At 71.9% G+C, this 14,541-nt stretch carries 12 protein-coding genes and 1 pseudogene; 5 read left to right on the forward strand and 8 right to left on the reverse strand.

Features of this window, described 5'->3' with window-relative positions; genetic code table 11:
* Positions 1 to 410 precede the first annotated feature (410 nt).
* Positions 411 to 1,376 carry a hypothetical protein gene (locus RBH18_RS13095; RefSeq protein ID WP_306207327.1) on the reverse strand — a complete coding sequence of 322 codons (966 nt, stop codon included), beginning with the start codon at positions 1,374 to 1,376 and terminating at the stop codon, positions 411 to 413.
* 286 nt (positions 1,377 to 1,662) lie between these two features.
* Between RBH18_RS13095 and RBH18_RS13100 the strand changes: the two genes are divergently transcribed.
* Positions 1,663 to 1,815, forward strand: a complete 153-nt coding sequence (locus RBH18_RS13100) for a hypothetical protein (protein WP_306207329.1) — start codon at positions 1,663 to 1,665, stop codon at positions 1,813 to 1,815.
* Between the two features lie 41 nt (positions 1,816 to 1,856).
* Here the strand turns inward: RBH18_RS13100 and RBH18_RS13105 are convergent, their stop codons facing one another.
* A complete protein-coding gene (locus RBH18_RS13105) occupies positions 1,857 to 2,549 on the reverse strand; it encodes an NUDIX hydrolase (RefSeq protein ID WP_306207331.1) in 693 nt (230 codons plus the stop codon).
* 95 nt (positions 2,550 to 2,644) lie between these two features.
* Positions 2,645 to 5,503 carry a M4 family metallopeptidase gene (locus RBH18_RS13110; protein ID WP_306207333.1) on the reverse strand — a complete coding sequence of 953 codons (2,859 nt, stop codon included), beginning with the start codon at positions 5,501 to 5,503 and terminating at the stop codon, positions 2,645 to 2,647.
* Positions 5,504 to 5,697: 194 nt separating this feature from the next.
* On the opposite strand from RBH18_RS13110, the gene RBH18_RS13115 reads away from it, so the two are divergent.
* On the forward strand, positions 5,698 to 6,693 hold the full coding sequence (locus tag RBH18_RS13115; RefSeq protein WP_306207335.1) for a helix-turn-helix domain-containing protein: 996 nt from the start codon (positions 5,698 to 5,700) through the stop codon (positions 6,691 to 6,693).
* A gap of 51 nt (positions 6,694 to 6,744) precedes the next feature.
* Here RBH18_RS13115 and RBH18_RS13120 read toward each other — a convergent pair whose 3' ends face one another.
* The 5 genes from RBH18_RS13120 to RBH18_RS13140 form a co-directional block, all read right to left on the reverse strand.
* A complete protein-coding gene (locus RBH18_RS13120) occupies positions 6,745 to 8,127 on the reverse strand; it encodes a hypothetical protein (RefSeq protein ID WP_306207337.1) in 1,383 nt (460 codons plus the stop codon).
* 110 nt (positions 8,128 to 8,237) lie between these two features.
* A complete protein-coding gene (locus RBH18_RS13125) occupies positions 8,238 to 9,002 on the reverse strand; it encodes an HlyD family efflux transporter periplasmic adaptor subunit (protein ID WP_306207339.1) in 765 nt (254 codons plus the stop codon).
* A 9-nt stretch (positions 9,003 to 9,011) separates the two neighbouring features.
* Entirely contained in the window at positions 9,012 to 10,676 is a 1,665-nt protein-coding gene (locus tag RBH18_RS13130) for a glycosyltransferase family 2 protein (RefSeq protein ID WP_306207341.1), read from the reverse strand.
* The gene (locus RBH18_RS13135) at positions 10,673 to 11,596 is read right to left on the reverse strand and encodes a glycoside hydrolase family 16 protein (protein ID WP_306207343.1); all 924 of its coding nucleotides are present in this window, start codon (positions 11,594 to 11,596) and stop codon (positions 10,673 to 10,675) included. The genes RBH18_RS13130 and RBH18_RS13135 overlap by 4 nt, the downstream gene beginning before the upstream one ends.
* A gap of 202 nt (positions 11,597 to 11,798) precedes the next feature.
* Entirely contained in the window at positions 11,799 to 12,530 is a 732-nt protein-coding gene (locus tag RBH18_RS13140; RefSeq protein ID WP_306207345.1) for a GAF and ANTAR domain-containing protein, read from the reverse strand.
* 440 nt (positions 12,531 to 12,970) lie between these two features.
* On the opposite strand from RBH18_RS13140, the gene RBH18_RS13145 reads away from it, so the two are divergent.
* The 3 genes and pseudogenes from RBH18_RS13145 to RBH18_RS13155 form a co-directional block, all read left to right on the forward strand.
* Positions 12,971 to 13,360 carry an STAS domain-containing protein gene (locus RBH18_RS13145; protein WP_306207347.1) on the forward strand — a complete coding sequence of 130 codons (390 nt, stop codon included), beginning with the start codon at positions 12,971 to 12,973 and terminating at the stop codon, positions 13,358 to 13,360.
* Positions 13,357 to 14,082 (forward strand): GAF domain-containing protein, encoded by a 726-nt coding sequence (locus RBH18_RS13150; protein ID WP_306207349.1) that lies wholly within the window; start codon positions 13,357 to 13,359, stop codon positions 14,080 to 14,082. The genes RBH18_RS13145 and RBH18_RS13150 overlap by 4 nt, the downstream gene beginning before the upstream one ends.
* Before the next feature lie 163 nt (positions 14,083 to 14,245).
* A pseudogene (locus RBH18_RS13155) lies at positions 14,246 to 14,541 on the forward strand (histidine kinase); the annotation flags it as partial.

Below are 14,541 nucleotides of genomic sequence, written 5' to 3' on the forward strand. Positions count from 1 at the left end.
GACGTCGATGACTGACTGGCGCCACGTGATGATGGTGCTACGGAAAGCCGGAGGGACTGCTGATCATGATCGATGATCGCCGAGACGGGCCGGCCGCGATCGTGGATACGGAACTGCGCCCGTTGCGTCCGATCGGGATGACGGCATCCGATGTGGCCCGGCGCACCGGTGACCTTCTCGGCGGCCTGCTCCGGCTGCCCGGCGTCCGGCTGTATCGAGGCGTTCGGCTGACCGGACATCCGCCACTGCCATACGCGTTCAGTGCCGGGCCCCATGTCGTGCTCGTCGAAGCAGTGGCCTGGCCCCCCGGCTCGTACACGACCTCCCCGGCGGGTGCAGTCCATTGCGGGGGCGTCTATATCGGGCAGACTGTGGCGCCGTTGGTGGGGGCGGTTCGCCGGTTGCGCCGCCTACAGCTGCGGGGGCATCGCGTGAGCGCCGTTGTGGTGGTGCACGGCAGTGTCCCCGGCCGATTGGCGTTGCCCGCGGCCTCCGGCGCCGAGCTCTCCTGGTGCGAGGCGGGGACTGCCGTCGCCGCCGTCCGGAGCCGGTTGCGGGCCGGTCGCCGCCGCGGGGTGCCGTCGCGAGCCGTGCGGGTGCTCGCCGCGGCGAGCGGCGACGTCACCGGCTGAGCCCGGCGCGTGCGGGTGTCCGCATGCCCAGACCTGGTCGAACTCGGTGATGAAGTGCCGGAACCAGCGGGCATCGCGGTCGGCATGCAGGGGCAGAGTCGGTTCCGGGATGCCACTTCGATGCGAGTAGACGTCGATGTGCACCTGGCCGCGTGGCTGCTCAGGGTCGAGCGCGACGAGGCCGAATGCCGGCACGAAGTCGAGCAGGCGCACCTCCAGCCGGCCGGGTCCTGACGCTGCCCGTACGGCCAGATCGTCCAGGAGATCCATGGTCGGTCGCAGCCGGTGCTCGAAGACCTCGGGGCTGTCCGCCATGGTGCTGCGCCGCGCCGCTTCGGCGATGGTCGACGGAGCAGAGGCGATCAACGCGATCCGTACGGTGGCTCCTTCCTCGAGTCGCCGGCACAGGATCGCGTAGTGGTTCCGTACGGTCCGGGCCAGAGTGACGCCCAGGATGCGGATGTCGTCGGCCGCGCCGAGGTCGAGGTCGATGCCGGACGTCGACGGCCCGAGCAGCTGGTCCGCCCCGCTCCTGGCGCTCAGGGTGCGGCCGAGCTCGGCGACCGACCGGTCCAGAGTGGCCAGCGTCGAACGGCCGTGCAGGGAGCTGACGGCGAGCAAGCCCAGCGTTGCCAGTGTGGCGCCTCCGGTGACAGTCGTGTCCACCACGTCGAACGCGCCGAGCACGCCGACGACGAGGGCCATGGCGATGGTCAGAACGAGGTCGAGCCTGCGGAGGGTCATGCCCTCACCGTAACACCGTTTGTGTCTCCTTGACATAAACGTCGGCCCGCAGTTAATGTGAGTTTGACAGTAAGGGGCGTGAGCCGAGGCCGAGGCGGACGACCGGCCATGGTCAGCGCGCCACTGGGCAGTCCGGCGAAGCCGCCGGCATGCCGGGGACCGGCCGCGCGGGGCGCTGCGTGGAGGCCGGCCAGCCTTCGCCCCCGCGTCCGTCCGGGCGCCGGGAGACGTGAGCGCCGGGTCCCCTCGCCGCCGCGAACTCTGACGATTCCGGGAAGGAACCTCTATGCGTACGAACCTGCGCCGAGCCGTGATCCTCGTGGTCACTGCTGCGGCTCTCATCCCGGGCGTGGCCGCTGTCGCGTCCGCCCCTGCCGTCGCCGTGCCGGAGTGCCCGGCCGGGAGCAACTGGGACGGCATCCTCAAGATCTGCCGCTGACCCGATCCGACGGCGGTGCGGGCGCCCGGGCGCCCGCACCGTCACGGGGTTCCGGTGCGCATGATCGGAGGATTGAGCGTGGTGGCCGCTCCGGCCCGGTAGAGGGCCGCCGGCCGGCCGGTCGGCGGCATCCGCTTCGTGCCGGTGGGCTCGACAAAGCCCTCGGTGTTGACGACCTTGCGGCTGAAGTTGCGCGGGTCCAGGGCCTCGCCCCACACGATCTCGTAGACCGTGCGCAGGTCGCCGATGGTGAACTCGGCGGCGCAGAATCTCGTGGCAAGCGTGGTCAGTTCGAGTCGCCGGCGCGCTCGCTCGACGGCTTCGTCGAGGATGCGGTCGTGGTCGAAGGCCAGGCTGCCGCGGACGGCGTCGACCGGACTCCAGGCGGCGTTGCTGGCGTCCGACCCGGCGGTCGGCAGGGGCAGGTCGGGCATGATCGCGAGGTAGGCCACGCTCACCACCCGGCCCCGAGGGTCGCGGTGCGGCTCCCCGAACACTGCGAACTGTTCGAGGAAGAGGCTGCCACCGTCGAGCCCTGTCTCCTCACCGAGCTCTCGGACCGCGGCATCGGTGATGTCCTCATCGGTGCGGACGAAGCCACCCGGCAGGGCGGGCTGCCCGGCGAAGGGCTCGTTGCCCCGGGTGATGACGAGAGCCTGCAAGGTGCCCTCGCGCACCGTCAGGACAACAAGGTCGACTGCGATGCGCAGGTGCGCGTGCTCTCTGGTGGTCATGCGGCGAGCTTAGCTTAGTGTGACACTGACATTAACTGGCGGCGGCCGGCGCGCCGGGACCGTGGGGGACGGGTCCCGGCGCGCCGCCGCTCATCTCACTTGCAGGACTTGGCACCCGCTGCGTACGCCAGGCCGAAGCCGGACGCCGAGGAGTCCATGAAGACCACTTCGCGGCCTCCGGCGGCTGTCGCGTACATCTGGGCGCCCGGGCTGCAGGAGGCCGGGCCGATGAACGTGCCCTGGAAGGTGTACTGCTTCAGCTTCGGGTTGAGGGAGTTGTCCGGGTAGCCGCCGGTCTCGAGCCAGGCCTCCACCGGCGCCTCCTCCGTGACGGTGAGGACCGTGTCGGAGAGGGCGACCGTGTCGGCTCGGATCGCCTGCGGAGAGTTCTCCTCGAAGAGGAGGCGGGGGGTGCGGGTGGCGAAGTCGAAGAGGCGGATGGAGTCGTGGTAGGCGCCCTGGCTCCACTGGCCGTCGACGATCGTGCCGTAGTCGCGGTCGGTCATCCAGGCGACGGCGGTGCCGGACAGGTCCGGGTAGCTCACGCGTTCGGATCCGACGTCGCCGCCGGCGTACGTGGTGCGGCCGGTGCTGACGTCGTGGACCTCGGCGCCCAGCGACCAGTAGTAGCCGTTGGCGTCGGGCTGGTCGAAGATTTCGTAGCGTACGTAGGAGATTCTGCCGTTGCTGACGCTCGGTGCCGTGGCGCTGCCGAACCAGTCCGGGTGGGCGAGGGTGTGCACGGTCTTGGCGTTGCCGCGCAGGTAGCGGACGACGTCGAGGTAGCCCTGCTCCGGGTCGTACTGGCTCCACGCGACGACGGTGCCGTCGAAGCCGAGGCCGTCGATGCGGTACGGGGAGGTGTAGAGCTCCTTGATCGTGCCGCCGCCGATCGGCGCCGACAGGATGCGGTTGGTCTCGTACGTCGGTGACTCGGGGTCCACCGCGATCGACAGCCACACGACCCGCTTGCCGTCGGTGTGCGGGAAGCTGTTGACGCTCCCGTCGTCCGGGGAGATCCGGAGCGGCTCGCCCTTGCCGTTGGTGCGGCCCACCCAGATCGACGTCGGCTCGGTGCGGTTCGCGTCCGAGCGGGGCACGGCGAACCAGCCGCCCGCCACGCTGGCCTTCATGTCGGCGTACATGCCGGTGTTGAGCCTGTCGATCAGGACCTTGGTGTTCTTGCCGTACAGGGTCGCCTTCCACTGCGCGGTGATGCCGCGCGAGTCGAACGCCGCGCGCACCACGCCGAGGGCCACCTTGCTCAGCCCGTACGACTTGGCGGCCGCGAGGACCGCCTCGCGCGCGTCGACGAAGTCGGACATGGGCGTCAGGTAGTCGGTGAGGGCGCGGTAGACGACCTTGTCGGCGACCGTCTTGCCGAGCTTCTGGCGCAGGTCCCACAGGGCGCCGGACACGATCGTCGAGTTGAGGTGCACGCCGCCGTCGTCCATCGACGGCGTGTCGATGAGGTGCTGGAAGTCCGCCGTGGTCGCGCCGTCGTCGAGGTCGCGCAGCGCGCAGTCGGAGGCGGCCAGCGTACGGCAGAGGTCGCCGCCGAGCAGGCTCGCCTGCGGGTCCGTCATCGGGGTGCCCGACGCGTCGACGTCGATGGCGTTGCCGAAGTAGTCGGCGATCGCCTCGTTGAGCGCGCCCGGCTGTCCGGCGTAGACGAGGCTGGCGGTGTGCTCGACCACGCCGTGCGTCATCTCGTGGCCCACGACGTCCGGGTCGGCGGACAGCGGCAGGTACTCCTCGTCGCCGCTGCCGTACACCATGCGGGTGCCGTCCCAGTACGCGTTCACCCACGGGTTCCCGCCGTACGTGATGCCCACGACCGAGTCGATCGGCATGCCGGCGTCGTCCAGGCTGTCGCGCCCGAGCTTCGTCTTGTACCAGTCGTACACCTGCGCGGCGTCCCAGGCGGCGTCGACCGCACCGGCGTCGGTCAGGTCGGCGCCGAGCGTGGCCGACGGCGACGCGAACGGCGCCAGGCCCTCCGGCCACGCGCCGTCCATCAGGTCGTAGTAGTCCCGGCCCCGGGCGTCCCAAGTGGTGATCGGCGTCTTCCGGGTCTGGTCCTGCAGCAGGTAGGAGCCGGAGTCGGACTGGACGAGCGGCAGCGACACGGTGGCCCCGTGCAGGGTGGTGCCCCGGCCGGTGACCGTCGTCGTGCCGGTGCCCCGCGAGCGCGGCGCCGACCCGGTCTGCGGCGTGCCGGCGACGGCCTGCTGGGCGGAGACGAAGGACTTGATCCGGCTGACGCTCAGCAGCGGCACCCCGGTGGTCGCGCCCACGTAGACGTCGCGCAGCACCGGCCGGCCCGAGACGGAGTCCTTGCCCTTGACGAGGACGCGGCGCGCGAGCACGCCGGTGCCGGTCGGCATGACCAGCAGACCCTGGTCGGTGCCGGCGAGTTCGGGCTTGGCGGCGACGACCGCCGCGCTCGGGTGCAGGCTCTTGCGTACCTCCTCGACCGCGCGGGAGACGGCGACCGCCGAGGGGATCGTGGTGACGGTGGTGTCGACGTCCAGGTTGGTGAAGTAGGTGCCCGACGTTCCGGTCACCGTGCGCTTGCCGGCCGCCTTCTCCGTACGCACCACGTACTGGGCGCCGAAGACGGGCAGCCCCTTGTACTTCTGGTTCAGGCGTACGGTCTCCCGCTCGCCCTGCGTCTCGACGCTCGCCGTGGTGAGCGTGCCGGCCGGATCGCCGATCTTGTAGCGGTCCTGGTGGCCCGCGAGGTGAGCCTTGGCGGCCTTGTCCGGCGCGACCGTGGCGTCGACCGGATCGGCGACATCCTCGACGAGGGCCGGAGTGTCCGTGGGCGGCGCCACCGTGGCCGGGACGGAGCCCTCCGCCGGGGTCGCCGCGTTCGCGGGCGGGGCGGTGGTGCCGAGGAGGGCGGCCGCCGCCAGGACGGCGATCGTGGGTAGTGCCTTGGGTCTGCGCACTTGTCGCTCCTGCGAGGTTGTGGACACCGGTACGCCCACCTCACCCCGGTGCCGATCGCCGCCACAAGGACGACCTTGTGCACTTGCGCAAGTGAGCATCCGGCCGCGGAAAGCTTCTTACAGATCCGTAATCGCCGATTCATCGCAGCGACCGGCGCCCCCGGCATGCTCGGGTCGGAGGGACGTAGGAACGCATGAGCGAAACGGAAATACCCTGGTCGGCAACCGGGCTCGATCCGCTGGCCGGCCGCGTGCTGGAGCACCTGGTGGCCGTGCGGTCGGCGGATCGCGACGAGGTGGCGTACGCGGCCGGGGTGTCCCCGTCGGAGGCGGAGCGCGCGCTGCGGCACCTCGCCGACTCGGCCCTGGCGTCGCGGATCGGCGGTGCGGCACCGCGCTGGGTGGCCGCGCCGCCACGGCCGTCGCTCGGTGCCCTGCTGGCCCGCCGGCGCGCGGAACTGGCCCGGGTCGAGGATCTCGTGGAACGGCTCTCCGAGGCGCACGAGGCGGTGTCCGAGCCGCGCGCCGCCGACGTGGTGGAGGTGCTCAGCAGCGACGATGCGGTGCCGGCCCGCTATCACCAGCTGCTGATGGGAAGCTCGTCCGAAGTGCTCCACCTGGCGAAGCCGCCGTACGTGACAAGCGCCTCGGCGGCCGACAAGGCGGTGGACGTGGCGCCGGGTGTGCGCATGCGCTCGGTGTACGAGACGGACGGCCTGACCGACGCGGTGTCCCTCATGACGGCTCGGCGCGGCACGGGCCAGGGCGGCGAGATGCGCCTGACCTCACAGATCCCGGTGAAGCTGGCCATCTTCGACCGGTCGGCCGCCCTGCTGCCGATCTGGGGCGACCAGCCGTCCTCGGGTTCCCTGGTGGTGCACTCGCCCGCGCTGGTGACGGCGCTCGTCGCGTTGTTCGAGAGCGTGTGGGAGCGCGCCGAGCCGGTGTCGCTGACGAGGCGGCACGACCTGCCGACGTCGGGACGAGACGTGCGTACCAGGGAAATCCTGCGCATGATGGCGACCGGCATGAAGGACGAGACCATCGCCCGCATCCTCAACCTGAGCCGCCGTACGGTGCAGCAGCACATCACCGACGCCGGCTCGCTGCTCGGCGCCCGGACCCGCTTCCAGATCGCCGTCCTGGCGGCGAAGCGAGGCTGGCTGAGCGAGTCGCTGCCGTCCCGATGACCAGCCCTGCGGGCATGCGCCGAGGCCAGGGGCGGGTCGGGCGCGCCCGGCTCAGGTGGCTGACCGCACGGTCCGGAGCTCGTGCTCCTCGGCGGGCGGGAGGCCGGTGGGAGCCTCGGCGGGCTGCTCCTTCTTGTCCTGGATCCGCTTGAAGTACGTGCCCAGGCCCAGCGGCAGCCGGCTCAGGTCGCCCCAGCTGGTGTTCTCGATCTTGGTGCCCTCGCCCCAGGCCTTGAGCGCCATGCTGAGGAACGTGACGGCGAGCCCGGCGGTGAGCCAGCCCGGGTCGGCGGCCTGGATGCCCTTGGCGGTGAGCCCGGCGCCGGTGGCACCGACCACGCCACCGGCGAACTTGCCCGGGTTGATGCGGCCGGTGTCGAAGGCCTTGCGGACCTCGTTGGCGGCGTCACCGGCGGGCGCCAGGCCGTTGAGGGCCGCGGCGGCGACCAGTTCCGGGGGTACGGCGGCCGGGCCGGACAGGCCCTGAGCCCGCAACTGCTGCTGCTTGCCGAGGCCGACGGCCTGGGTGAACGCGCCCGCCCCGGCGCCGATCGCGCCGGCCGCCTTCGGCCAGTCGGCGAGCGACAGGCCCTCGCGCGTGAACATCTGAGGCGCCTTGTTGAAGCTGAACGCCTCGCCGGGGGCCTTGATCAGCTGACCCACGCCCTGCACGGCGAGGCCGGCCTGGCGAGCGGGAATGGTGTTGTTGGCCAGGAAGCCGATGCCGTTGGTCACCGCGCCCGCGAGAACGGTGCCGCTGCCGACGTACTTGGGCATGTTGCGGTTGTCGACCTTGGGTGCGGGCGCGGCGGCCTCCGGGTCGGGGGCCGGCTTGCTGAGCGGCGGTACGGGCTTCTGCTGCTCGCTCATGAAGTCACCGAACGCCGTGGAGGCGTTGACAATGGTGGCGGTGCCGCCGAGAGGGACGGCCTTGAGCGGGGTGTAGGCGGCGCCGATCTGCAGTCCGACGGCCGTGGACCCGGCTGCCGCGCCGCGCTCCTTCCACTTGTCGCCGTCGCGGTTGAACGCCTGCCGCCAGGCGCCCGGCATCCGCTCCGTCGGATCTTCCTCCGCCACCGTCTGCTCGGACGCGGTCTCCGACGAGGCCGTCACCGAAGGCGCCGCAGCAACAGTGGTGTCCTGGCCCTGGTCCTGAACGGCCGGTGGCGGGGGCTGCGGGGCGGCGCCCTGCTCGTCCAGCATGGGCAGGATCGCCTGGACGAGCGCGGCGAAGTCGGGATCGGCCGCGAGCTCGTCGGCGAAGGACGGATCCACCTGCGCGCGGGCCCGGGAGACGAGCTGCGAGACCGCGTCGTTGCCCACCTGACGCTGCAGGTGCAGGAGCGCGTGCGGGCCCGGCTGCGCGGACCGGGCGGGTGCGGCTGCGGCGCGTACGGCCGGTGCGGGTGGCCGGGTGTGGGCGTGGTGGGGCACCGCAACTCCTCACAGTGGACGCGGCTCTGCGCCACACCATAGGGAGCCCGGGTGAACAGAAGGTGGCGGCGCCGTCCTCATCCGTACCGGGGGCGGCCTTTCTGCGCCGGTCAGGTCGGGGGCAGGGCGACGAGGCGGGGGTGGGGCGGGCCGGTGCGGGTGTCGACCGAGCCGGTGAAGCGCATGCCGGGGACCAGGCCGCTGACTTCGGCGGGGGTGGTGGGGCGGAGCATCATGCGCAGGTAGCCGGCCTGGGCGCCGGATTCGGCGGCGCCGGCGACGCGGGGGACCACGCGTTCGACGGCGGCTTTGATCGTACGGTCGAGGTTCTTGGCTTCGAGGGTGGCCTCCATGCCGGGGCTGATCTCGGGCAGATCCTCGACCGGGATGTCGGTGACGAAGAGGAGTTCCGCCGGGTCGTAGAGCTGGACGAAGGGCTGGCCCGGCTGCAGGGTGCTGCCCATGGTGGCCGGCTCGTCGACCACGATGCCGGCGCGCGGGGCGACGAGGGTGAGTTTGCGCAGGACCGGTTCGCCGTCGGAGTCGGTGGTGGTGACTTCGAGGGTGCCGAGGGTGGCGCCCGCCTTGACCTGCTGCTCGGGCTTGACCGAGACCTGGGTGATCTGGCCGGGGCGGGGGGTCTCGACCGGGATCGGCTGGGCGGTGAGGGTGACCGTGCCGAGGTCGATGAGGGCCGCGTCGGTGCGGCGGTCGGCGGTGAGCCGGATGAACACGACGACCGCGGCGGCCAGCATGAGCAGGACGATCAGGCGGGCTCGCCATTTGCGCATCGTGCCGCGGCGCCGGGGTGGCGGGGGCGGCGGCGGTGCGGTGTCCGGGGTGGATGCGGAGTCGGTGACTGTGGGTCCGGCCATGGTGCTTCCTCAGCGCTTGGGGGTGGGGGCGGGCGGGCCGGCGACGTCGGCCATGGCGGAGCTGACCAGTTCGTCGGTCTGTTCCCAGCGGGCCGGCCAGGGGAGGGCCCGCGACAGCAGGGCGCCGGCCTTGCGGCGCTCCAGGCGCTCCTTGATGACCTGCGGGGCGATCACCGCCTCGGCGATGACGCGGCCCAGCACCAGGACGTAGATCGAGGCCCAGGCGATGGAGAGCCACACCGCGCCCACGTCGGTGCCGAGCAGGGGCAGGGTGCTGATGCCGACCGCGATGGCCAGGGCGTTGAGCAGGAACAGGGCCACGTGCGGCAGGACCAGTTCGACGCCGGGCAGCCCGGAGGGGCCGGCGTTGGTGACCGTCCACTTGACGTGGCGTTTGAACAGCGCCATCACCAGCGCCTTCACGTGCACCGGGGCGGCGCCGATGCTGGTGACGATCGCGGAGACCTTGAAGCCGCCCAGCTGCAGCACCGTCACGACCATGATGAGCAGGTAGAACGGGGCGTAGTGCACGATCCACGTGCTCAGGTCGGCGCGGATCGGGCTCAGGCCGAAGAGCAGGTACACCGCGGGCAGGCACATCAGGATCAGGGCGGCCAGGGACAGCAGGTAGTTGACGCCGGCCAGCATGTACTGGAAGCGCTGGTCGACGGTGAGGGCACTGCGGCGCAGCAGGCCGCCGCGGAACAGGACCTCGAAGGCTCCGTACGCCCATCGGAACTGCTGTTTGAAGTAGGGCAGCAAACTGTCCGGGGCCAGCCCGCGCGCCAGCACCTCGGGGACGAAGAACGAGCGCCAGCCGCGGCGGTGCAGCTCGATGGACGTCCAGATGTCCTCGGAGTTGCTGGCGGTGTGCATGCCGACGATCTCGCGCAGCGCCGAGCGACGGAAGATGACGTTGGTGCCGACGCAGAAGACCGCGTTGAAGTGGTTGCGGCCGGGCAGGACGAGCTCGTAGAAGATGCGTTGCGACTCCGACGCCCCCTCGGCCACCAGGCCGCGCGCGCTCGGGAAGGCCTGCGGGGTCTGGACGAAGGCGACCTTCTCGTCCTGCATGTGCGGCAGGGCGCGGAGCAGGAAGTCCGGACTCGGTACGTGGTCCGCGTCCAGGATGACCACGAACTCCCCGTCCGTACGGCGCAGCGCGGCGTTGATGTTGCCGGCCTTGGCGTACACGTGCTCGGTGCGCCGCAGGTAGCCGACCTGCTCCCGCAGGCAGGCGTCGCGCAGGGCGTCGCTGTTGCCGTCGTCGAGCACCCACGTCTTGTGCTTCACCCGCATGTCCCGGGCGGCGCGCACGGTCACCAGGACGATCTCGAGCGGCTCGCCGTAGACGGTGATGAACACGTCGATCGAGGGGGCCAGGGCGCCGGTGGTCAGCCGGCGGCGCCACGCGAAGACCTCCGGCGGGTCGGGCCGGGGCGTGTTGGTCAGCACGGTCCACCACATCGCGAGCGCGTTGAAGATGGTGATGCCCTCGGCGAACAGGACCAGGCCCCAGATCCAGACATTGCCCCGGTACGCCGGGTTCAGCAGGAAGATCATGTAGAACAGCGTCACGCCTAGGGCGACGGTGACCGCGAACCTGGTCGACCGCTGGATGGGCTGCCACGACAGCTCGCTGACGGGCTCGATGCGGCCCGGGTCTGTGCTCATCCGTCCTCGCTCTTCGACACGGCGACGCGGTCCACCACCATGGGCACACCGGGTTGGGTCGCGGGGGTGGCGCCGCCGCCGAACGACGCCGGGAAGCTGCCGCCGATGGCCACGTTGAGGATCACGAAGAACCCGTGGTGGTTGGCCCGTTCCCAGGTGGTGGCGTCCACCTTGTCGGCGGTGACGGTGTACGTGTTCTTGTCGTCGACGTACCAGCGCAACTGCTCGGGCTGCACGCTGCGGTCGAGCTCGATGGCGTACGTGTGGAAGCCGGTGCGACAGCCCGGGCACGGCTGCTCGCCACTGCTGATGCCGGTCGGCTCGCCGCAGGGCCCGCCGACCGGTTCCCCGCAGTGCAGCGTCTGCCACACCGAGTCGCGTCCGTTGACGACCTCCATGACGTCCCACTCGCCGGCGTGCGGCCAGTTCGTCGAGGCCACCGGGCGCGCCGGGGCGCCCAGGGCCCAGAACGCCGCCCAGTATCCGGCCGCCTGGGGCCCGGTGACCTGCGGCTGGCGCAGGACCGCCTCGATGCGTACCTTGCCGCCGGGCGCCGCGGCGAAGTCGTCGCGCCGGCTCTCCACGCGGCCGGACGTCCAGGCGCCGGCCGCGTCGCGCAGCGGCAGGATCTCGAGGTGGCCGGCGCCGTCGTGGCGTACGTTGGCCGTCGAGTCGGTCGATCGCTCGATCTGGCCGGTGCCCCACTGCGGCGCGCCGCCGGGATATTGCGTGCCGGTGGCGTAGCTCCAGTCGGAGCGCGCCAGGCCGGTGCCGGCGGCGCCGTCGAAGTCGTCGCTCCAGACCGGGGTCCAGCCCGGCGGATCGGGATCGTTCGTGCAGGCGCCGGCCGCCAGCACCAGGCACGCGCCCAGGACGGCGGAGCGCCCGCGACGGCGGGCCGGGGAGAGGGACAGCAGCACAGCGATGACCTCGGACTGTCGGAACGGCAGCTGATCAGTGACCGAGGTCCGGGGCCACGTGCCGACGGTACCGGGACCGCTTGGAAACGGCCGCCTGGCGGCTGGAGCCTGCAGATGGCGCGATTTAGAGATTGGCGACCGCCGATGTCATGGGCGGCCCGGTTTGGGCGGGCGCGGCGCGGGTACGCCCGTCACCCGCGCTTCAGGAGTGCCGGACCTGGGCTCGCAGCACGGGGTCGGTGACCACGGCCCGGGCCACGTCGGTCAGCTTCCGGTTGTGCCGCCGGGCGTAGCCGCGGATGACCGTGAACGCCTCGTCGACGCTCGTACCCTCGGCCTGTGCGATCGCCCCCTTGGCCTGCTCGATGACGATGCGGCTGTGCAGCGCGCCCTGCAGCTGCTCGGCCAGGATCTCCCCGCGGCGGATGGCGCGCTCCTGCAGCAACCCGATCGTGGCGACGTCCGCAAGCGCCTGCACGACCGGGACGTCCGCGCCGGTGAAGTCGCCGCCCTTGGTGTCGCCGAAGACGGTCATCGCGCCGATCACCTGGCTGCGCAGCCGCAGCGGGAACGCGTGCACCGACTGGAACCCGGCCGCGACCGCCCGCGGCGCGAAGCGCGGCCACCGCGTGGCCGCCGCGCGCAGATCCACATTGATCACCGCCCGCCCGGTCCGGACCGCCTCCCAGCAGGGACCCTGCCGGGTCTGCAGCTGGAACAGCTCGACGAGCTTGACGTTCTCGTCGGAGCCCGCCATGAACTCGAGCCCGCCGTGCCGATCGCCCAGGACCACCCCGGCGGCGGCCGCACCGACCAGGCCCGCGGCCCGGTCGGTGAGCATGTGCAGAAACTCGATCGGGTCGAAGTCGTCGACGAGGGTGTCGGCGAACTCGACGAAGATCGCGGCCAGCCGCTCCGCGGAAACGGTGGTCATCGCTGCCTCCCGGGCGGTCCGATCAGGGGCTGTCGCGGTCGAGGTGCGGTCAGAAGGACGGCGATCGCCCGTGACGATGCCCCCGGCCTGCTCGATGACTGCCCGGCTCGCCATCGCCGCCCGTATCTGCCCGGCCGGCGCAGGTCTCAGCGTTCAGGCCATTCTGGACCGGCGGGCAGGTCTCGCCGGCATGATTGGCCCGGTGGGGCCAGCGCGTCTCCTCGGCCGGGTCCGGCACCGTCACGGTCGCCGCGGCGGCGGCCGCGTCCAGGCAGAGGCCGGGCGTAACCCGCTCGTGTGATCGACGGCACGGGCCAGAGCTATATATTGGGGGCAGGGTCAAGACGCTGGCTCTTCCCACTGTTGTCCCTCTTGACAGGAGTGCCATGTCCAGCGCTCGGCATTCTTCGCCGGCCTCCGCCGGTGGCGACCTCGCTCCGGTGCGAGGCGCACCGCCGCCCGTCACCGCCACGATGACCAGCACCGACGGCGTGGTCCTCATGCAGTTCACCCGTCGCTCGGAGCATCCGGGCGACGCCCGCCCGGACGCGCCGCCGCTGATCGTCGTCGAGGTGGCCGGGGACATCGACGCGGAGACCGAGCCGCTGCTGCACAAGACGCTGACGCAGACGGTCCGCGGCAACCGGCGGGTGTGCTGCGATCTCGGCCGGGTCGGCTTCCTCGGCGCGGCCGCGGTCAGGACAATCCTCGCCGCCGTGGGGGAGGCGGAGCGCGCCGGCTGCGATTTCACCGTTCGCGGCCTCCACGGGTTCGGCGTCCGGGTCTTCCAGGTCAGCGGACTGGACGCCTTCCTGGCGTCCCGCCGATGAGCCGGCAGCTGCCGACTCCGCCGCTGCACCGCGGCGGGCTGGCCGGCGCGCTCGCCACCCTGGCGGGCACGCCCGACGATCACTCCGGCGTGCCGGACCGGCTGGTGACGATCGCTCAGCTCAGCGCCCAGCGGGTGGCGGCGGTCAGCTACGCGTCGGTGACCGCCCGGCACGACGGCGCGCACACCACGGTCGCGGCCAGCAGCGCCATCGCCGTCGCGGTCGACCAGGCACAGTACGCCGACCAGGCCGGGCCCTGCCTCGACGCGATCGGCACCGGCCGGCCGACACCGGTGCCCGACATCGCGGTGACGATGCGCTGGCCCGGCTTCCGCGACACCGCCTACCGCCTGGGGCTGCAGACGTCGTTGTCGATCCCGCTCTTCGCGGGGCGCGGAGAGCCGATCGCCGCCCTCAACCTCTACGGCCACGACCCGGCGGCGATGGCGGCGCTGACCGCCGCGGTCTGGGCCACCTACGACGAGGCCGCGCCGGCCGCGCCGGACCTCCCCGCCCTGGATCCCGGCGGGGCGGAACTCGTCGCGGGCCTGACGGAGGCGTTCGCCGTCCGGGCGATCATCCAGCAGGCCATCGGCGTCCTGCTGAGCGAGCGGCCGGGCACCGCCGAGAGCGCCTACGCCGCGCTGCGGTTGCGGGCCGCGGACGCCGGTGAACCGTTGCTCGGCATCGCCCAGGCGGTCGTCGCCGGGCAGGGCCCCTGAGGATAGGGTGGTCACCTGTGGCACGGCGCCTTCGACGGGCGTCGTCGGACCGGCGTCAAGAAGCGGCGCGGATCTCGGACCCCGCTCGTGGAGTCCTGCAGTGATCCGCGCACGCCGCCGCCCCGTCCGGGTGGTTCCTGCGCCTGGTGAAGGACGCACCCCGATGACGCAACCCGGTCCCCTGGATCCCCACGACGCGTTCGCCGAGCTCGGCCGCATCCGGCTCGCCGACGTCGACCTCGACACCCTGCTCGACAAGATCGCCCAGCTGGCCAAGCGCACCGTCCCGGGCGCCGCCGAGGTCAGCGTCACCCTGCTGCGTGGCAACGTCGCCCAGACCGCCGCGTTCACCGGTGAGCTCGCCCGCACCCTCGACGAGATGCAGTACGACCGGGGCCACGGCCCGTGCCTGGAAGCCGCCGAGACGTCCGCCAGCCTGATGGTGCCGGACACCGGCAG

The sequence above is a fragment of the Actinoplanes oryzae genome (assembly GCF_030757795.1).
In the GTDB taxonomy this organism is placed as follows: Bacteria; Actinomycetota; Actinomycetes; order Mycobacteriales; family Micromonosporaceae; genus Actinoplanes.